This is a genomic window from Sphingobacterium sp. 40-24 (assembly GCF_001899705.1).
In the GTDB taxonomy this organism is placed as follows: domain Bacteria; phylum Bacteroidota; class Bacteroidia; order Sphingobacteriales; family Sphingobacteriaceae; genus Sphingobacterium; species Sphingobacterium multivorum.
This window is the reverse complement of record NZ_MKWH01000034.1, coordinates 384,303-404,639: the sequence shown is the minus strand read 5'-3', so window position 1 is coordinate 404,639 and position 20,337 is coordinate 384,303. Positions and strand designations below refer to the sequence as shown.

Below are 20,337 nucleotides of genomic sequence, written 5' to 3'. Positions count from 1 at the left end.
TAAGAAAATATCATGAGAAAAATATATATAGGATTGCTATTCGGTTTATTGACATTGAATAGCTGTAACAAATACTTGGATATTAAACCAAAAGGTTTTACAATTCCAGAGAATCTGAATGATTACAAACTGCTTCTAAACGATCAATCTTTAGTAAGGGCTTCCGCTGTTTATCCGAACTATTTAGTAGATAATTTACAGTCCGGAGATCCTCAGGATGTACAATCGGCAGCAAGCTATGACTATTATGACTATGTAAAAAAACAACTCTATAGCTTTGCTCACGGTGCGATATTTGAAGATGGCCAGTATGATCCATACTGGGAATCGGCTTATAGCCACATATTCACTTACAATGTTGTTATTAACAATGTATTGGCAGCAACAGAGGGATCGGAAGCCGAAAAGAAAAGGGTTTGGGCTGAGGCTAAGGTCGGTCGTGCATTTGAATACCTTAGTCTAGTGAATATCTATGCCGCTCATTATAATCCTGCAAGTGCAACAAAAGATCTAGGGGTACCTTTGGTGCTGAAAGAGGATATCAATCAAAAATACGAACGTGTATCTGTTCAGGCGATCTATGATCAGGTAGTTAGCGATCTTAATGACGCGTTGCCAAATTTGAGTACAGTGCAGTCAAATAGATTTCAAGCAGTACGTTCCGTCGGTTTCTCTTTTCTAAGTCGGGTTTATCTCTATCAGGGAAAATACAAAGAGGCCCTTGAGAATGCAAAACAAGCACTTGCTGTGAATAAAACGCTCATTGATTATAGTTTATATACCAATAAAGACAAGACGACTTGGGGACGAGTTTGTCTTAAAACAGATAATTCGGTTCAATTTCCCGATTCCAGAACGAATATGGAGGCTGTATGGTCTCGATTGGGAACAAGTTCCCTAGGTAGCCCCAATGCCGAATTTTATGCCTCTAAAGAGCTGATAGAAACTTACGCCAAAGATTTGCCAGCAGGTGCAACCGACAAACGTTATGAATTATTTTTCTGTCGCGATCAGGCTTCTTTAGGTGCTACTATTGTAAAATTTCCAGGACGGGTTCTTTTTGCTCCCTACGTCGAATTTAGCACAGGATTTAATACGCCTGAATTGTTTTTGATTGCTGCGGAAGCAGCTGTTCGGACGGGTAATACGGCGGAGGCACTAAGCTTCTTGAATAAATTAAGAAATAGCCGAATAGAGAATAATAAAGCGTTAACCTCAACGGATCCAAAAATTGTTTTACAGACGGTACTTGACGAAAGACGTCGTGAAATGCCCTTTATGGCATCCGATAGGCTGATTGATTTGAAACGACTCGCTATAGCAGACAATTTTAAGAAGTCAATCCAACATCCATTGGCAGGGAAAGTTTTCGAAATGGAATCCACGGATGCCCGGATGATACTTCCGGTTCCCCCAAAGGTACTTTCGTTGAATCCGGGAATTCCCCAATACGAACGCTAAAAAATTAGATGTAGACCACTCATTCCTAATCAATTTCTATCAACATGGAAATTGATTAGGTTCTTAATAAAAAAATATGAAAAAGATACTATTGACAGCACTGGCTTTTACACAGTCGATGCTATTGCTCGCACAAGAACATATACAGTTTCAGAAGATCACTTTTGGCCAGGCAAAGGAATTGGCCAAGCAAGAAAATAAACTGATTTTCCTGGATGGATTTACCTCCTGGTGCGCTCCCTGTAAATGGATGGAAGGAAATGTGTTTTCACAACCTGAAGTCGCTCGTTATTTTAATAGCAGGTTTATCAATACTAAATTTGACTGCGAGATAGGAGAGGGTGTAGACATTGCTAAATTATACCAAATCAGAAGTTTTCCCACGTACTTATTTTTAGATGGGCAGGGGACATTGATCTATAGAACCCAGTCTCGCATGGAAGCTGATTTGTTCCTGAAACAGGCAGAGCAAGCTAATGATCCCAATTTTCAAATCCCCAACTTGCGTAAATCGTACGATTTGGGTATGCGGGAGTCTAATTTTCTAATCCGCTATATTAAAGTGATGGAGCAAACCGATAGTCAATCAGCAAATGCAGCGAAAAAGGCATTGGACAGCGTGGCTACCGATAAATTTTTGAGGAGCCCAAACGGATGGGAGACCATAAAAATGATGGCACAAAGCCTGGATGATCGTTACGGAAAATTTTTTGAGTCGAACAAATCTTATTTTAAAAGCATAGCAGTGCCGGCGGATTTTGCGAAAAAAGAGGCACAGCTGCTACGTTATGCCATGTATGGCTATATTAGAGATCATAAAGTAGATGAGTTTAATGCTGGCCTAGCCTATTTTGAAGGCCTAAAAGATCAAGAACAAAAAATAGAAGCTGCACTGTATAAAGTAGAATGGACCGCTGCACATGGTACCCATAAGGAGTTTGTTACCCTCACGAATGTCTTAAGAAAAGGCCTGCTCAAAAATGAGGACGAGAGATTGAGCTTTATTGCCCGCCGCAATGCCAATGCAAAAGGAAATATTGCAAATCCAGTTATCCTAAAACAATGCTATGTGCTGGCCAAACAGGCAGTCGAATTGAATCCCTCAAGTTATTCCAATCAAGGAACATTGGCCGATATTTGTATCGCATTGAAAAAAAAGAAAGAAGCTGTTCAAGCTGCAGAAGCTGCGCGTGGATTGGCGGAACTGGAAACTTCAAAAATTATTAAACTGGCCGATGCTCTTGTGGCACGTGCTAAAGCACTGTAATAGTCAATATGAAAAAAATAGCTACATCCATATTCTTGGTTTTAAGTTTTCTTGGGACAGTATCGGCTCAAGGTCAGCGTTTTCAATTAACAATAAAGGGAAAACAATTTCCCGAAAAATCTAAAGCATTTGTTCGCTACATCGTGGACAGAAAATTGACAATTGACTCTATTAATTTTGGATCCAATGATGTGATCTATAAGGGGGAAATTATGGAACCAACGCAAGTCATGTTATTTTATTCCAAAGATGGAGCTTCCTTCTTTAACCGCAAAGGTGGCCCGATGGAGCGTCTTACATTTTACGTAGACCCTATGGAACCCAATACGCAAATCACTGTTCAACGTCCTTTCGAGTCTTCCTTGGTGAAAGGCGGTAAACTGCAGGTAGCCTATAAGCAGTATCAAGATTATTTAAACTCCTATGAGAAAAAGCTTATGGTTCAGCAGTCTAAAAGAGCTGATTTGTATCAGGAAAAAAATCGTGACGAGAATGCGCTCAACCAAATTGCGCAAGAAATAGACAAGATCGAAACAGAACGTAAGAAGGCGCAGCGAAATTTTATCGTCAATAATCCAGACAATTACTTCAGTTTGTTGGCCTTGCAGGAAGTTGCCAGCTACGATGATAATGTAGTTACCACCGAACCTTTGTTTTTCAATTTGTCATCGAGATTAAGGCAAACAGCTATCGGAAAAAAATTGAATGCAGATATTCAACTCGCAAAAAAACTAGGAATTGGACAGCCGGCTTTAAATTTTGCACAGATAACTCCTGAAGGTAAGGAGTTAAAACTTTCAGATTTTAAAGGTAAATACGTGCTTTTGGATTTTTGGGCGTCATGGTGCGGTCCTTGTCGTGCAGAGAACCCTAATCTGGTGAAAGCCTATCAAAAATTTAAAGGATCAAAATTTGAGATACTGGGTGTTTCACTCGATAAACCTGGTAAAAAAGATAACTGGATAAAGGCAATTGAACAAGATGGGTTAACCTGGCCTCAGGTGTCTGATCTGAATGGTTGGCAAAATCAAGCGGCTCAATTGTACGGTATTCAGGCTATTCCGCAAAATTACCTCATCTCTCCCGAAGGTAAGATTGTTGGAATCAACTTAAAAGGAGTAAAGTTGATAGAGAAACTCGAAGAGCTCCTTAAATAAATTTTAAGGAGGGGTAAATCACCCCTCCTTAATTATGAACCTTTAACAGTTGCTATCGTTAGGGGTCTGTTTTCTATTATAGCACCGCTCTTTGGGGCGCTAGGGTAACGGCTTGCAGCTTATTCGCAATTTCTTTGGTGTTTCTCTGCTATTCCGGTGCTGTTTCTTCGGTGTTTCTTTGCTGTTTTTTCGCTTCTTCTTTGCTATTTCTTTGTCGTTTTATTGGTGTTTCTTTGCCTGAAAAACAAAGAAAAGGTAAGCAAAAGGTCAATAATATGCAAAGCAGTATGTACTCAGTACATCGGCATAAGTTATGCAGAATGCACGAAAAGGCAAATAGATTTTTAGCGGGATATCACTAGGAAGAAATCTGTTCCTTAAAGTCCGCTATTTTTTCCCTCAGACTATTGAGGTGTTCCGGACTGATTACGCCATTATCCTGATCAAAATTTTCGTAAAATTTGGGAAGCGAGAATGTTTCTTTAATGATAGCGCCAAACTGCGGAAAGAATTTCTGCGCTTCGGCCATCACATTTCCACCACCATAACCACCTGGTGAAGTTGTCATAAGCAACATGGGTTTATCTTGGAAAACTTTGACATTTATTCTAGATGCCCAGTCGAATACATTTTTAAACGCTACGCTATAGGAGCGATTATTCTCTGCGAGGGAGCAAATGATCATGTCACTCGAGGCTATATGATCTAGGAAAAGCTGCGCTTCCTGTGGGAACCCATTTTTTTCTAAGTCTACAGAAAAAACAGGCATGTTATAGTCATTCAGGTCGATCAAATTAATTTCGTGCCCCTCGAAGCTTTTAAGTACAAATTTGACCAATTGTTTGTTAATCGATGTGGAAGAATTACTCCCAGCGAATGCAAATATTTTCATGTTTTATCCTTTATGAATATCAGTTGCTTAAATTTAATCAATTTTTCACGAAAATAAATTTTCATTTTTTGGAATAGATTTTGAACAAATCGCTATATCAATTTGGCTATTTATGATACTGAAGGTTTAATCATATTGTTTACGAAAAAAATTGTTTGTGCTGTCTATTTTTAGGGGATTCTTCAAAAACCAATTTGAAAAAAGTGTCCATTTCTCTTCATTGTTTTCTAGCCATTTTTCGAAAGCATCTTCGTCGCCTTTCATTAATATCCAATGATTGTAAGACTCGCCGTAACCTAGATCGATGATCTTTTTTTGATAACTGAAGAGGACATTTGGAAATATTTTGTTGTGTTTACTGCTGAAGTAGTTGTTTATGAAGTTAGTTCTTATAGTGTCTAGTGTATTGATATCTATAGATTTTAAACCAAGTATTGACATCGCTAATGTTGTCTCATAAATTCCTACTCCAAAAGGCAGTTTTATTTGACTGGAATCTGCTGCTTTTGCATTGACAAATGCGTTTTTACTAAAGCTAACGGAAAGCGCTGTGTCACTTTTCAATTTTATCTGCGTTTTGTATTGATCATAAAGAAGCTCACTTATTTCAGCTGTTCTTTTGGTGTTTCGTTCTAAATTCATAAATATCTCACCGTAAATCATTCCCCAAACCTTTTCATCGGAAATACAAAATATCTTTGATGCCCAATAATAATTTGAAGAAAATTCCGGATCCACCTCTATGCCCTTTTCATAATAACCTAATGCATCTTCTAAATTTCCTTTGACACGTTGGATGGCTCCCATTTCCAAATAAAGATGACCTGATTTGGGAAATATTTTTAATCCACTCTCGTAAGTACCTACAGCTTTATCACTTTCGCCAAGCATATCGTATGCATTTCCCAATAATTGATATACTCTGTCATTGGTAATCTTTTCACTTTTAATACTTTCTAAGTACTTAATCGTCTTTTTATAGTCTTTTTTTAAATAATAGGCGTAGCCGAGCTCATAGGGGTACGTGATACTATTCGGATCGAGATTTTGAGCTTCTTTCAATAATAGGATACTCTCATCTACCTTTCCATCGTCCATGAGTTGGATGGCTTCCTTTCCTTTTGAAGAAGCTTTTTCCCGATTTGTTTCTTGACCATAGGTGATTTGTCCAGTGAGAAATAAAAAAACGACGGCAATATATCCAATTTTGTTTTTCATTTTTTTAGCAGATTAAATGATTGATTTTTATTAAAAAGATAGATCCGTTCTAAAAATAGCATACAATGGAATATCATAATACCGGCCATCTTTCTTTAAATGTTGTTTTAGCAGGGCTTCTTTTTTCATGCCTATTTTTTCCATGACTTTTCCCGAAGCTGGATTATGTGGGAAGTAGGTCGCAAAGATTTTATTGAAGTTTAGTTCTTTAAAACCAAACTCAATGATTGCTTTTGCGGCTTCCGTGACATAACCATTATTCCAGTAAGGAATAGCGATCCAGTATCCCAACTCGGCCTTATCCGAGCCTTCATCGTGCAGACCAATAGCTCCGATCAGCTTTTTATCTTTATTTCGAATAGCAAAAGTGAAGCCTTTACGATTGGCAAACGCTTCCTCGGCTAATTTAAGCCAATATTCAGCATCTTCTTTTCGGTATGGGTAGGGAATATTTGAGGTAAAGTCCGAATAAACCTTGTCTTGCAGATAGTCTACAATCTGTGGAATATCAGTCGTGTCAATGGCGTTGAGAATAAGTCGTTCTGTAACTAATTGTGGGAAATCTTTCATTTGATTAAGTCTTCAATATGGCTAAAATGAAATTATGGGTTACTTAGTTTTATAAATGTAGGGAAGTTTTATGGGATTCTTTTCTTTATATTTTTTCGGGTGTAATAGGTATAAATTCCGGTAACAGTGATTAAGATCAATGTTATCAATAAGGCTATATATAGATTGAAGAATATATGGACCAGTGTAAAGCCGATGAGTCCAATCAGGATTTCTAAAAAAGCTTCCTTTATGCGGGACGGAGGATTTGAATCTTCAAGGTATTTGGTATACTCGTCTACAATTGGTCGATCACTATCGGTCCAGTCAAAATGTAATAATTCTGCGGGGGAAACCCATAATGCTTGAACATATTTTTGAAAGGCAACTTCGCCAGAACAAAAGGTGCAGAGAATAGGATAGAGACAAGGTGCTGGACTTGTATAGTCTTGTTGCGTCATCTTTAACGGCCTTCCGACAAGAATATCTATATTAAGCTCTTCCCTGATTTTGAGCGACAAATTTGCTTTCATTGGTTTGTGGGACTCGGTAATGCGACCAGGAAATTCCCACTTTAAGGCATGCGTCACCGATGCCGGACGCTGACAAATGAGTATCTTATCGTCCTCCCTTATAATCGCACAAGTCAAATAATGCATAACGGTTTAAAGAATAGGTGTTAGGAGCCAGGTTCTTTACTTTCAATTTGATGACTCTCTAACAGCTCGATACGGCCTTCGATAATCAGCAAATAAAAGTTTTCAAAGCAATCCTGATAGATCTTTTGCTCCAATGATTTTATTTCCTCAAAGAGACGTTCTTTCGAGACCGCAGGGTAACAAAGCTCATTTTTTGATGATACTCTCGTTTCTTGGCAAGGCGTATCGTGAAGCTGTTTGTACAGGTCGCCTAGATCTGAAATGTCTTCACTGCGATGGTAGAAGGGGTGAAACCATACCCAAAAGTCTTCTTGATTTTTATAGGGATGAGGTAATAATTGAACCGACGTATTTCTAAATAGATCTCCCGGATGCTTCTTATAACGGAAATGAGTGGCTGTGGTCTTTAAACTATTCATAAAGCTAATTTGTCTGTAGGTTTACAAAAAACAATTCAAGAATAAAGATATCATCTTAAATATCGGTATTTTTTTTTAGTATTAAAAATTTACTACTGTTAACGCTAATTGGGTCGTGATAGGATACAGAATGACCACAATGACGAAGCTCCACCGATCTATTATGCTAAAAGAATAAATGGATTTAATATTATACTATTAGCCCCAGAGAATTCTGATGAGAACGGATATTGTGAATACAAATAATCCGATATAGAATATTTTTATCCCATGTTTTCTGTCATGATCAGAATAACAAAATATCCGTTCGCCATTCGGTAGGCTCTTTTTAGAACTAAACAACATATACCCGATTGCAATTCCTAAAAGACCACCTAGAAGGGCGGAAATATAGCCAAAAATAATCCAATACTTCTGTTGTGGTTCAGGTTCCCGTAGTTTCATGAGCCGCTCCTTCTTCAAAAGATCAAGCTTTTCCTGATCAATATCTTTCCCTCTTTTTAATAAAATTTCTCTGGCAAGCGCATAGTCCAATTTGTTCCATTCATCGGGTTTTTGCAGGATTTCGAAGAGTTCTTCGTATGAAAATTGATACAGGTAGTGGTCATCTCCAACCAGTGGGAGAGATTGCATTTCCTGCTCTTCTAAAATAGATTCTGCATTTGCGAAATTGGCGGGGTCTATTTGAATCTCATATTGGTGTCCTACCGTATTTCCAGAAAATGTAATATCCACAGGGGGTAGATTATCAGCCAACCGCGTTTTTACACCTCTATCCGAAAGTAGCTGATGACATTCCTGAGCTTCTTCTAAACTAGTAAACCTTTTTAATACGATATAGTTATCCATATGGTCAATTATTTTTTAAAACCTGTATTTATGACCATTCGACAGCCCAATGCCTTTGTGCAATCTTCGCTATTTGCCGTAACAGTTGCCGCAAAAATCGGACGTGAATGTGTGAAACAGTGGATTAATTATGTAGTGTTTTTTTGAATAAAGTTAATAAAGCTGGTTTGATACTTTTCAGCTTAAAGATAGTAAAATCAAATGCTATTTTATAAGAACAACAATAGAATCCCAGCTATAAGATGAAGAAAATTTGATTCATCACATTTTTGGTGGTATTCGTCACATTTTTCTGTCTTATGTTTTCATTTCAGTTAATATTGTCTTATCAAAACCAATAACATGAAATTGAAAGACGTAAGAAAAATAGAATTTTGGATGGCAACTGTCGTATTTGTCGCTGTTGTTTATGCTTTGCTTGTTGATACAAACAATCGGGATGATAGTGGTATGCATAACTATTTCATTGGTCAGAAAATAAACTACTCTTATTTTTTTAATTTTTTTGTACCCAAGTTTAGCTATTATCTGCTTCTATATTTGATGTTTCTCGCATTAAATTTTGTTCTTATTCCTGCGCTCATCAATAGAAAACGGGAGCTGTTGAATTATTCATTACTAGCCGCTCAGATCTTGATATCCGGACTGATTTTAGGTGTATGCCGGACTTATAGCCATACCTATGAACTTATGGATTTTGATAGTATTCAAAGAGGCTATAATAGCATGTTTTTTAAGTCCTTAACACAAGCAGTTCTATGGACAATCGTAATTTCTCTATACACCTGCATGCAATTTTTGATCAGCTATCTGCTTAAAAACAGGGTTGAAAACCCGGCTATACAAAAGCAGCTAAAAATGGATTTGGCCTTTGGAATTGGCTTTTGGTTTATCGGATTGTTTTTTTTGATCATATCTCACTCGCATTACCAACTTTCGGTGTTATGGACTTTGGTCGTGTTGTCTGCGGTTGGTATCGTAATCTATTCCTTATACTATTTGTTGCCAAAATTACATGAAAAAGAAAAGAAATTCCGCGACTTCTTTTGGATTATCGCTGCGGTGAGTTTGGTTTTAATTATACCATTAAGCATATTGGCCCTATTCTTCTTTAACCGGACCAGTGAAGTGATCTTTATTGTTGCGATGTTTCATTTACCCACGCAATTATTGGTTAGCGTTCCGCTTTCCTGGTTTCTCTTTAAAAAACGTCTAATGCGTCACAACGAAATTGCCTCCTTACGTACGGAGCTCGGTCAGTCGGACGCTAATCTGACTTTTCTGAAATCCCAAATAAACCCACACTTTTTATTTAATGCCTTAAACACATTGTATGGCACGGCATTACAGGAAAAAGCCGAACGGACAGGGGAGGGAATTCAGCGATTGGGCGATATGATGCGGTTTATGCTCCATGAAAATACGCAAGATAAAATCTCGTTGACGCGTGAAATAGAATACCTGAATAATTACATCGCTTTACAGACCCTGCGGACTTCGATGTCAGACAAAATTACCATTATAACGGAAATAGAGGAGCAGTTTGAAAATTATCAAATTACCCCTATGTTGCTGATCCCTTTCGTCGAGAACGCATTTAAGCATGGTATAAGCCTTCAGAAATCGTCTTATATTAAAATATCTTTGCAAGTGCGAGACCAGGTTTTGTTTTTCGATGTGAGTAATAGCATTAATCCGAAAAGTGATCGTGATCCCGAAAAACTAAAAAGTGGTGTCGGTTTGGAGAATGTACGCCAACGTCTTTCATTGCTATATCGAGATCGACATGAACTGATGATACGTGAAAATGCCAATGAATTTTTTATCCATTTAACTTTACATATTTAAAGATCGCTAGTGTTATTTAAATCTAACTAGTTCCACTATCTTTTAATCAATTATTCACCTGATTTATTGGTTCCTTAATTAATAGCAATGAAAAAAATACTTGTTTTTTTGCTTATGACCTTGTATTGTCTAAGCAGTCATGCTCAATTTAAATTGAGCGGTAAGATTTGGAATTATGATCCAAACAAGGCCTTGGAAATTAATATTCCTCTTGTTTTTGGTTTTTATAAAGAAAATTCGCAACAGATAACCGTTGCCAGCGATGGCACATTTGAGGTCGCACTGCCAATAACAGCTCGAAAATCCGCGACTCTAAATTACAGCAGTGTATTTCAAACCTTGTTATTAAGCCCCGGTAAAGATCTTATCCTGAATTTAACCGACACTACGATCGTATTTACAGACGGTAGTGCTTTGACAGAAAACAAAATTATACAGCAAATAAAACACGATGAAGTGCCTTTTTTTATGAAGGCCCCGAACGTAAATAATCTTGCTCAATGCTCTTTGGCTCAGTTGAGACAGCAAGTGTTAATTCCCTGTTTAGCGGATTGCAATCAAATCAATAAAGTGATCCAAACTAGTCCATTGTCTTCCTCACTAAAAAACTATATACGTACTGAGTTTTACGCGCAACGAATGAACCATCTGAACGATTTTGCCCGTGTCGCTGAATTGCCAAAGTCTACCGCAGATAGTTTGGTTCTAGAGCTGTTTGGAAAAGCACTTATTAATTTACAGGATGAATTTGGTGGCCCCTCTTTTTATTCTTTCCTTGACAATTACCTGCGTTATCTGGAAAAGAAGGCATTTGTTAAGATTCGGGCCGAGAAAATTGCGTCTAGTGAACCAATCCCTTATTTCGGGATAAGCTTAGACAGTGCAAATAGATTAATGAAGATCTATAGTAAAGATTATTGGCGGTTTATCGGTGCTTTAAATAATTTCTCCAAGCCTATCGTAGAAAAATACAATTTTCAACAATTGGTCAATCTATATCATGACAAGGACTTAACGCATTTAAAAGCATTGGCAGGGGCACATTGGAAGATATTTCCAAAAGATAAGCATAAGCCGCTTGTTGAAAGCTATATTGCCGATCTTGACGCTCTTTTGGTGGCGAATAAACACAACAAACAGATTCGGTTGATTGAAGATGATCAACCTATCTCATCGATCGACGACCTGATTGCTGAATTGAAAGGAAAAGTGGTCTATTTGGATGTTTGGGGAACCTGGTGTGGTCCCTGCAAGTTTGAATTGAAGTATACACCTGAACTGAAGAAAAGATACATGGATAAAGATATTGCCTTCGTTTATTTGGATATGGATGAAGACCATCGCGATCAGGACTGGAAAGACTTTATACGCGTCAACAATTTAACCGGAATCCATTTACGTAAAAATAGGAAACAGATTGAGCCCTTTTGGAAGGAATTACTGCTAAATGCAAAAGACAAAGCCGAATATTATCCGCAATATTTTATATTTGATAAAACAGGAAAATTAGTTGTGGAAAAGGCTCTTCGACCAAGTAATGGAAAACAACTGTATGACCAAATAGATCAGATTTTAAATCAATAATTGTTATGATAGCCATCGCGATAGATGATGAACCTGTGGCACTGCAGGTTATTGAACACCATATAGCTAAAGTCCCTTTTATTGAATTAAAAAGTACATTTACGGATGCGTTTATGGCGATTGATTATCTCCAGAAGGAGCAGGTGGACCTTATCTTTTTAGATATAAAAATGCCAGATATTTCAGGAATAGAGTTTCTGCGCAGTTTGAATACTTCGCCAATGGTGATTTTTACGACGGCTTATTCCGAGCATGCGCTATTGAGTTTCGAGCTCGACGCCATCGATTACTTGCTTAAACCATTTTCTATGAGCAGGTTTTTGAAAGCCTGCAACAAGGCGAGCGAATTGTATAGCCTTCGGGCAAAAAAGCTACAGCATAACAAAGACTATCTGTTCGTCAAAGATGGTTATGAACATGTTAAAGTTGAATTCGACCGTATCCTGTATATTGAAGCATCAGGCAATTACACCCAAATACATTTGAACGATAATAAATGCGTTAGTTCTAGAATTACCATTAGCGAGCTGCTGGAACTGCTCCCGAAGGGCGAATTTGTTCGTTGTCACAGAGCATTTATCGTCGCACGAAGTAAAATGATGAAGTTCGACAAAACCCAAATTTGGGTAGCAGACAGGGTTATTCCCATTGGAACGACATACACTGAATTGAAATTATATTAATTGACGCGTTTTTTGACTAATCAAGGCTGATTAGAAAGTAGGGAAGGCGGTGTGTTGTCCAAAAATCAAAGGGAGCGTATTTATGTTTTTAAAATAAATTGTATACTTTTGTAGCAACAGATCATTTGTGTTGTCAATTTTTAAAATTTAAAGTCATGTAATGCATTGTCGATATTTAGGAAGAAAGTAAACAACGGGATTTACCCGATTTGTTTACCCAATGCCTATGTCTTCAATTTTTTAGTATGGATTTAAATTTTAAAAATGGAATCAACAAAATATGGTCGTACCTATCATTTCCCATTTTCGCCAGGGACAAGCAGCGACGATCGTTTTAATCAATATTATTGGAAGGATATGCAATCTTTCCATCAACTGTTATTTACAGAAAAATTAGATGGCGAGAATAATTGCCTTTCACGGCGTGGAGTATTTGCACGATCTCATGCAGCTCCAACCACGTCGCCATGGACGGCCCAGCTTCGGGAGCATTGGTCCAGATTAAAAAACGATCTGGGTGATTTGGAGTTTTTTGGTGAAAATCTTTATGCTGTGCATTCGATCGAGTATATGCAACTTGAGCACTATTATTATGTTTTTGCTGCTCGAATTAAAGATCAGTGGCTTTCATGGGAAGAAGTTACTTTTTATGCCAGTTTATTTGATTTGCCTACTGTACCTGTTTTAAAACTCGACATGGTAAAGGATTTGACTGAGTTAGAACTTCGGCGTTTAGTCGAAAATTTGGCCATGCAGTCTTCTATATTTGGATCGGTTGATCCTAAAACTGAAGAAGCATGTACGATGGAGGGGTTAGTCTGCAGGAATGCTGATGCATATGCTGTCAGCGAATTTCAGCACAATGTTTTTAAATACGTTAGAAAAGGACATGTGCAGACCGACGAACATTGGACAAAATCATGGCGAAGAGCAAAAATGATTTGGGAAAGGAGGGATTATTCATGGAATGGACAATAGCAACAAATAAGGATTGGTCGGCTTTAGCGAAACAATTTTCTTGGGTCAGGGATATGGAACAGGTACAACAGGATCCTTTACATCATGCCGAAGGGAATGTCGCGATTCATACCCAAATGGTATTACAGCAGCTGGAAGCATTGCCTGAATATCGGAATCTGGATGAACAAAAGCAGGAGCTCCTCTGGGCTTCCGCTTTATTGCATGATGTCGAGAAGAGATCGACGACAGTTGTCGCTGCCGATGGTCGTATCAGTTCACCAAATCATGCCAAAAAAGGAGCACAGACCACACGGGAGATTTTATTTCGTGATGTGGAGACCCCTTTTGCATTACGGGAGGAAATTGTCGCATTGGTACGCTATCATGGGTTGCCATTATGGTTGATGGAAAAAGCCGATCCGATGAAGAGCGCCTTGGAAGCGTCACTATGTGTCAATATGAGTCAACTTAAGTTGTTGGCCGAAGCTGATGCTAAAGGAAGGTATTGTGGCGATTTGGATAATTTGCTCTATGCATTGGATATGTTCGAACTGTATAGTAAAGAGATTGGCTGCTGGGATGCCACGCGTTCTTTTTTGTCTGAAAATGCACGATTTACATATTTTAATGGAAACGATAGTTATGTTGGTTATGTGCCTTTTGATATATTCAAATCCACGGTGACTGTACTTTCAGGTTTGCCGGGAATGGGCAAAGATTATCAGATTTTAGCAATGAATACCGACCTCCCCGTTATTAGTCTGGACGACATCAGACGCAAGTATCGCATTGATCCGACCGATAAAAAGAGAAACGGATGGGTTGTACAGGAAGCAAAAGAGCAGGCAAAAAAATACTTACGCTGCGGACAGGATTTTATCTGGAATGCCACTAATATAACTTCCCAGATGCGAAAACAATTGATCGATCTTTTTGTCAGCTATCAAGCCTACGTGAAATTGTTGTACGTTGAAAAACCCTACAAGATTTGGCGCACGCAGAATAACGATCGGGAATATCCACTGCCAGATGTTGTATTGGATAAAATGCTTCATAATTTGGAAGTTCCGCAGTTGACAGAGGCGCATGAGGTTCACTACATTACGGAATAGATGGCGCTTTTTAGCAGGAGATTGCGGCTTTGTAGATTGGTTTTACGGATTAAGTAAATAAAGTACGAAAAGTTCGAATTTTACGTTAGTATAGTAAGGTTGTTTTCTGATAAACCGTATTGGATACCATAAATGCGAATCAGCCCGCCTATTTTAATGGCGGGCTGATTTTCTGTTAGAATTCTTTTTAGGAACACTAGTCACAATGTGCTGTCATTCCTTCAATTTTGGTGTTAACATGGACATGAGGTTGATATCGATGACATCCATTACTTGAATTTATTTTCCCAGCCTTGCTCTTCGAGCTTATTTGAAATGGTGCCGCGTGTATTTTTTATGATAAAATGAATGAGTAGCTTTGTCTGTACAAAAAAATGACAGACTGTTGGAAAAACTGAAAGAACATATAAAGAAATTTGTCGCTATCGATCCGGTCGAATTAGAAGAAATATTGCATTATTTTAAGACCCAAACGGTCGCGAAAAAAGAAAATATACTGGAAGAAGGGCAAGTGTGTAGATACCATTTTTTTGTATTGAAAGGTATTCTCCGTAAATTCTTCGTTAATGAAAAGGGAGTCGAACAAACGACTGAATTTGCCATAGAAAATTGGTGGATTACGGACAATATGGCTTTCGAACATAAGCTTGTTACGTCATTTTACATTCAGGCCGTAGAGAGCTCAGATTTAGTTTATATCAGTCAAGAAAATCAAGAAAAATTGGTAGCTGCATTTCCGATCATGGAGCGTTATTTTCGATTTGTCTACCAAAGGGCTTATGCTGCTGCGCAGATGCGGGTTAAATATCTATTCTCTAAATCTAAAGAAGAATTCTACCATGATATGCTCCGTAAATATCCGCAGTTTGTACAACGTGTTCCGCAATACCTGATTGCTTCGTATCTGGGATTTACGCCAGAATATTTAAGTGAAATCCGTAAAAAAATACTTCCCTGAATCTGCTGCTATAATTTCGTTGCAATTGAAGGCTAGTAGCATTGGTCTGAATCTGCAATGCGAAAAGGGCTAATTTGAAATTGAAGCTTGTGTTCTTTTGCATAGTCTTGTGCTAATTTTTCGAATTTTTCCATTGCCTTTTCCTCAGAAGCAGCAAAACAGTGCAGGTTTAATTCCAAGGGTTTCTCTGAGGTGGCCGGATCGATACGCAATTGTTCAACTTCGGAGAGGACAACAGCAAAAGAAGTTTTACAGATCTCTACTTCTAAATGCGGCCCTATTAATTGAGATGATATGCTATAATAAGAATCATTATTTTGGATTTCTTCCTGAAAGGGGTCTAAATAGGTCGTAACAATAGATCGATAACCATATTTAGCATTACCAAAGAAGTGATCAATATATTCCTGTGCTTTTTCATATGTTGAGAAGACACCTTCCAGATTGGTGAATAAATCTGGATCTTCTTTTACTTCTTTTGAAACTACTGTATATACCTTAATGGGGTTGGTTGTCATATTTTGTATGCTACTGTTTGTACATTAAGTAAAAGTAAGTTTTTCTGCAAAAAAACTAATTTAGACTTTTATCTATGAGCGATTCTAAGATAAAATCCTCGTTTTAAAATAAAAAATTTCCTTTGTTAACTTGTAGCCTGTTTAGAGCAGGTGTTTGTGCTTTAAAGTTGTATATAATTTTCGTATTCTCCAAATTTTTTACTGATTGTTTTTATTTACTTTTCTAAAATAATACGAATTGCGTACACGACCCTGTCGTTGAGCCCTTTTTATGACCATCGTATCATCAAGTTCCTCCTACAAATAACGTGAGCCTATGTTGAGGCTAACTTTTTTAGTTGTTTTCACTGTGAAGTTACCTAGATTATACGGCCTAGGTGGGGCAATGTTAAAAGTAAGCTAATGAGAAGGGCGGGCATGTAGAATTGGAGATTAATCTAATTACTTCTAATGCCCAATGATGGAGACCTGTTTTGGCTAACTCATCAACGATATGGTTTTGTCCCAAACTTCGATCCTTTCATTTGGCCTGACGTAAATAATGAATGTGACTTTTGTTTCCCTGACCATAAAAAAAATTCTAGGTCATGACGGTTTTGTATTTAGTAAAGTTTGTATTATTTATTTCGTTAAATTTAATTTATTTTAAATTTGTTTTAATTTAAAATATAGTGAAATTATAGTTTAAAAAGATGTCATTTTTTATCAAAACTATGCTCTTTTGTCTCAATTTATTTTTAAATTTTATTTGTGTTAAAGCCTATGAAGGGCTTTTTGTTTGCTATATATTGTTTTTTAGCCAGAGGGCTGAACTATCCTCTTTATTTTGTTGGGATGCCGTGATTTGATTTTTATAGGCATTCAAACGTTTTCGTAAATAAATGAATTAAAAAGGTTTGATTGTATTTTATTAATTAATACTATTGTTTTGTGTTGATTAAATAATAACCAATTGATATGAACGACTAAAAGGTCTTGTTTTTAGCCTTTTTATAGTTTTATTTATTAATAACCAATAAATCTTAATCTATGAGAAAATTTAATCATTTAATTTTCGTTAGTTTTTCTTTTTTGTGTATGCTATTGCTGTCGACAGGAACCGTTCATTCACAAGGAACTGGAAAAGAATTAACGGGCGTCGTCAAAACTAATGATGGGCGTTTTTTGGAAAAAGTCACCGTTTTGGTGAAGGGAACTTCAACAGGTACTGTAACAGATAGCTACGGTCGCTTTAGTGTAAAATTGCAGCATAATTCTGCTAAGGTTACTTTAAGTTTTACCCATACAGGGTACTTGTCCAAAGAACTTGAGGTAGAAGTGGGTAAGGAAATAGAGATCACCCTTTCTGAATCTACAGAGAATCTAGATGAAGTTGTCGTTATTGGCTACGGAACCGCCAAGCGGAAAGATGTGACCGGCGCAATCGTTTCTGTTCAGACCGAAAAGCTTGAGAAGGAGGCGCCCAGGTCAGTTCAGGATCTCCTGCGGGGAAATGCAGCTGGATTGGTGATTGGACAGGGAAATTCGGCAAAGGGGGATGCAAGCTTACAGGTAAGGGGAAAGGGAACATTGAAAGCTGGTAGTAGCCCCTTAAATGTTGTGGATGGTGTTATTTTTGACGGAACATTTGCTGATATTAATCCCAATGATATTCAGTCAATAGATATTTTAAAAGATGCCAGTGCAACTGCTGTATACGGTGCAAAAGCTGCCAACGGCGTTATCTTAATTACGACAAAAAGAGGTAAAAAGGGAAAACCGTCCATTACTTTCAATGGAAATTTTGGTATGGTGGAAAGTGCAGGTATGCCTGCAGTGATGAATGCTGGTGAGTTTTTGAAATATCGCTATGACTTTGAAGTAGGTCGTCGGACAGCCGACTATCTTAAAGCTCACCCCGAAATGTTCGTGGACCCAAGATTGCTCAATGGAACCAATCAATTGGACTGGTATAATTACGATCAAAAGACCCCCGTTACAAATGTAACAGAGGATCAGTTGATCAGGTCTTGGCTTTCTCGATTAGAGCTTAAGACGCCGGAGATTGAAAATTACATGAACAATAAGATTACGGATTGGCAGGATTTGGTTTTTCAAAAGGGGATCCAGCAGGATTATGCTGTTGCTGTATCGAATAGTAATGAGAACACTAACTACTATTTTTCCTTAAACCATGTTGATCGGGAGGGAGTAGTGGTTGGAAGTCGGTTTAAAAATTTCAGAACACGACTAAATCTCGAAACTAGAATTACATCCTATCTAAAAGTCGGGGCGAATACAAATTTCGCCGTTCGAAATGAGGGCTTTCTAAAATCCGATTGGAAACAATCAGCAGTGATTTCTCCCTTCGGATCTAATAATCTTGATGATCCTTCTAGTATTTATCAAAGACTGCCGACAGGCGATGTCACTCCCGTAAACCCATTCTTTGACAATCAATTTAGAGATCGAAAAAATAATTATAATACATTGAATTCCAGTTTGTACGGTGTGATTACTTTGCCATTTGGGATAGAATTGCAATCCAATTTTACCCCTTCATTTATCTGGCACGAGTATTATAACCATGATTCTTCAAAAAATCCCGAGTGGAAGGCAAAAGGTGGAAGTAGCGAACGCTCATTTGAAAAAACATACAATTGGCAGTTAGATAATGTATTGCGTTGGAAGCGGCGTTTTGATGTACATAATTTTGAAGTAACATTGCTTCAAAATGCAGAGAAAGGGCAGTTTTGGCGAACCAAGGCCACAGCTTCTCAGTTTGTACCTTCTGATATTCTGGGCTGGCATCGATTACAGGCCGGTACAATTCCATTGAACGAAAGCGAAGACAAATATCAAACCGGAGATGCCTTAATGGCTCGCTTGTTTTATTCGTTTAAAGATCGCTATATGCTGACTGCTTCTGTACGACGCGACGGATATTCAGCCTTTGGCGCTCAAAATCCAAGGGCAACCTTTCCAGCCCTGGCTTTTGCCTGGGATTTTACAGCGGAAGGTTTTATGAAAAATACCAAATCTTGGTTGGATTATGGTAAGCTGCGACTTTCTTGGGGAAGAAATGGTAATCGTGATATTGAGCTTTACGAAGCGCTTTCCGACATGACCTCTGGATTACATCCCTATATTGATGCGAGTGGAAACCTCTATCTTTCGTCTCAGTTATACGTAAATAGAATGGCCAATTTGGGCTTGAAATGGGAGAGTAAAAGTTCGTATAATGCCGGTTTGGACTTTTCAGTCCTCCATGGCCGTCTCAGTGGTGCACTGGATTTTTATACGGCAACAACCCAGGATTTATTGGTAGATCGCGCATTGCCAGAAATTATCGGATTTAGCAGTGTTGCTGCCAATCTTGGTGAGCTCTCCAATAAAGGTTTTGATATTACCTTAAATAGTAACATCATGAATAGGGGCGATTTTAGTTGGAATGCGACGGCGATCTTTATGTTGAATCGGAGAAAAATTGTGAAGTTGTATGGCGATATGGTGGATGTAAAAGATAGTGAAGGAAATGTCGTCGGCCAAAAGGAAGCGGACGATGTTAAAAATAGATGGTTTATTGGACAGGATCCCGACCGGATATGGGCCTACCAACGAAATGGAATCTGGCAACTAGGGGAAGAGGAAATGGCTGCAAAATATGGTAACCAACCTGGCGATTTTAAATATGTAGATCAAAATGGAGATGGGGTCTTAACGGATGCCGACCGTGTATTTCAGGGGTATACAACACCGCGTTTTAGGTGGTCGTTTCGAAATGAATTGCGTTATAAAGAGCTGAGTTTTTCATTTTTAATTTATTCCAATTGGGGGCATTATGGAGATTTTAATCAGGCTGCAAACAACAGTAATTTTGCAGATCGGAGTACCGACTATGCACTACAGCGTTGGACGCCAGAAAATCCGATCAACGATTACGCGCGTATAGGATCAAAAAATAATGGTACAAACTACGTCAACATGTCCTTTATGCGTTTGGACAACATGGTGCTTTCTTACAGTCTGCCAAAATTTATCTTGCAATCGTTAAGAATTCAGCAGCTTCGTATTTCAGCTTCGATTAGAAATGTAGCATACTTGACAAAAGATTTTAAATTTGGAGACCCCGAAAGAAGCTGGAAAAGCGATGCATTGGCAGATGTTGGCGACCCAGCCCCCCGCACATATAATTTAAGTTTAAACTTTACCCTTTAATCACTA

The 20,337-nt window shown here is 38.0% G+C and carries 17 protein-coding genes; 10 read left to right on the top strand and 7 right to left on the bottom strand.

Annotated features, from left to right (window positions below; genetic code table 11):
- Window positions 1-12: 12 nt before the first annotated feature.
- The 3 genes from BGP15_RS13505 (at window position 13) to BGP15_RS13495 (ending at window position 3,885) form a co-directional block, all read left to right on the top strand.
- Complete coding sequence (locus BGP15_RS13505) at window positions 13-1,461, top strand: RagB/SusD family nutrient uptake outer membrane protein (protein WP_286769817.1); 1,449 nt, start codon at window positions 13-15, stop codon at window positions 1,459-1,461.
- A gap of 76 nt (window positions 1,462-1,537) precedes the next feature.
- Window positions 1,538-2,728 (top strand): thioredoxin family protein, encoded by a 1,191-nt coding sequence (locus tag BGP15_RS13500; protein ID WP_286769816.1) that lies wholly within the window; start codon window positions 1,538-1,540, stop codon window positions 2,726-2,728.
- An 8-nt stretch (window positions 2,729-2,736) separates the two neighbouring features.
- Entirely contained in the window at window positions 2,737-3,885 is a 1,149-nt protein-coding gene (locus BGP15_RS13495; RefSeq protein WP_286769815.1) for a peroxiredoxin family protein, read from the top strand.
- A 358-nt stretch (window positions 3,886-4,243) separates the two neighbouring features.
- On the opposite strand, the gene BGP15_RS13490 is transcribed toward BGP15_RS13495, so the two are convergent.
- The 6 genes from BGP15_RS13490 to BGP15_RS13465 all read right to left on the bottom strand — a co-directional run bounded on the left by BGP15_RS13490 (window position 4,244) and on the right by BGP15_RS13465 (window position 8,471).
- Entirely contained in the window at window positions 4,244-4,777 is a 534-nt protein-coding gene (locus BGP15_RS13490) for an NADPH-dependent FMN reductase (RefSeq protein WP_070569402.1), read from the bottom strand.
- A 126-nt stretch (window positions 4,778-4,903) separates the two neighbouring features.
- Window positions 4,904-5,995, bottom strand: coding sequence for a tetratricopeptide repeat protein (locus tag BGP15_RS13485; RefSeq protein WP_286769814.1), 1,092 nt, complete (start codon window positions 5,993-5,995; stop codon window positions 4,904-4,906).
- A 30-nt stretch (window positions 5,996-6,025) separates the two neighbouring features.
- On the bottom strand, window positions 6,026-6,565 hold the full coding sequence (locus BGP15_RS13480) for a GNAT family N-acetyltransferase (RefSeq protein ID WP_070569405.1): 540 nt from the start codon (window positions 6,563-6,565) through the stop codon (window positions 6,026-6,028).
- A gap of 68 nt (window positions 6,566-6,633) precedes the next feature.
- On the bottom strand, window positions 6,634-7,203 hold the full coding sequence (locus BGP15_RS13475; protein WP_286769813.1) for an NUDIX hydrolase: 570 nt from the start codon (window positions 7,201-7,203) through the stop codon (window positions 6,634-6,636).
- A gap of 20 nt (window positions 7,204-7,223) precedes the next feature.
- Window positions 7,224-7,622: a hypothetical protein gene (locus BGP15_RS13470; RefSeq protein WP_201639436.1), complete on the bottom strand. Its 399-nt coding sequence runs from the start codon at window positions 7,620-7,622 to the stop codon at window positions 7,224-7,226.
- A gap of 198 nt (window positions 7,623-7,820) precedes the next feature.
- On the bottom strand, window positions 7,821-8,471 hold the full coding sequence (locus BGP15_RS13465) for a hypothetical protein (RefSeq protein ID WP_286769812.1): 651 nt from the start codon (window positions 8,469-8,471) through the stop codon (window positions 7,821-7,823).
- Window positions 8,472-8,813: 342 nt separating this feature from the next.
- On the opposite strand from BGP15_RS13465, the gene BGP15_RS13460 reads away from it, so the two are divergent.
- The 6 genes from BGP15_RS13460 to BGP15_RS13435 all read left to right on the top strand — a co-directional run bounded on the left by BGP15_RS13460 (window position 8,814) and on the right by BGP15_RS13435 (window position 15,616).
- Window positions 8,814-10,319 (top strand): sensor histidine kinase, encoded by a 1,506-nt coding sequence (locus BGP15_RS13460; protein WP_286769811.1) that lies wholly within the window; start codon window positions 8,814-8,816, stop codon window positions 10,317-10,319.
- An 87-nt stretch (window positions 10,320-10,406) separates the two neighbouring features.
- Complete coding sequence (locus tag BGP15_RS13455) at window positions 10,407-11,903, top strand: TlpA family protein disulfide reductase (RefSeq protein WP_286769810.1); 1,497 nt, start codon at window positions 10,407-10,409, stop codon at window positions 11,901-11,903.
- Between the two features lie 5 nt (window positions 11,904-11,908).
- The gene (locus tag BGP15_RS13450; RefSeq protein ID WP_070569424.1) at window positions 11,909-12,586 is read left to right on the top strand and encodes a LytR/AlgR family response regulator transcription factor; all 678 of its coding nucleotides are present in this window, start codon (window positions 11,909-11,911) and stop codon (window positions 12,584-12,586) included.
- Between the two features lie 264 nt (window positions 12,587-12,850).
- A complete protein-coding gene (locus tag BGP15_RS13445) occupies window positions 12,851-13,564 on the top strand; it encodes an RNA ligase family protein (RefSeq protein ID WP_115047927.1) in 714 nt (237 codons plus the stop codon).
- Window positions 13,507-14,658 (top strand): AAA family ATPase, encoded by a 1,152-nt coding sequence (locus BGP15_RS13440; protein ID WP_286769809.1) that lies wholly within the window; start codon window positions 13,507-13,509, stop codon window positions 14,656-14,658. The genes BGP15_RS13445 and BGP15_RS13440 overlap by 58 nt, the downstream gene beginning before the upstream one ends.
- Before the next feature lie 385 nt (window positions 14,659-15,043).
- Window positions 15,044-15,616, top strand: coding sequence for a Crp/Fnr family transcriptional regulator (locus tag BGP15_RS13435; protein ID WP_286769808.1), 573 nt, complete (start codon window positions 15,044-15,046; stop codon window positions 15,614-15,616).
- A 32-nt stretch (window positions 15,617-15,648) separates the two neighbouring features.
- Here the strand turns inward: BGP15_RS13435 and BGP15_RS13430 are convergent, their stop codons facing one another.
- A complete protein-coding gene (locus tag BGP15_RS13430) occupies window positions 15,649-16,134 on the bottom strand; it encodes a hypothetical protein (RefSeq protein ID WP_070569433.1) in 486 nt (161 codons plus the stop codon).
- A 1,029-nt stretch (window positions 16,135-17,163) separates the two neighbouring features.
- Between BGP15_RS13430 and BGP15_RS13425 the strand changes: the two genes are divergently transcribed.
- A complete protein-coding gene (locus BGP15_RS13425; RefSeq protein WP_286769807.1) occupies window positions 17,164-20,331 on the top strand; it encodes a SusC/RagA family TonB-linked outer membrane protein in 3,168 nt (1,055 codons plus the stop codon).
- Window positions 20,332-20,337: the final 6 nt, after the last annotated feature.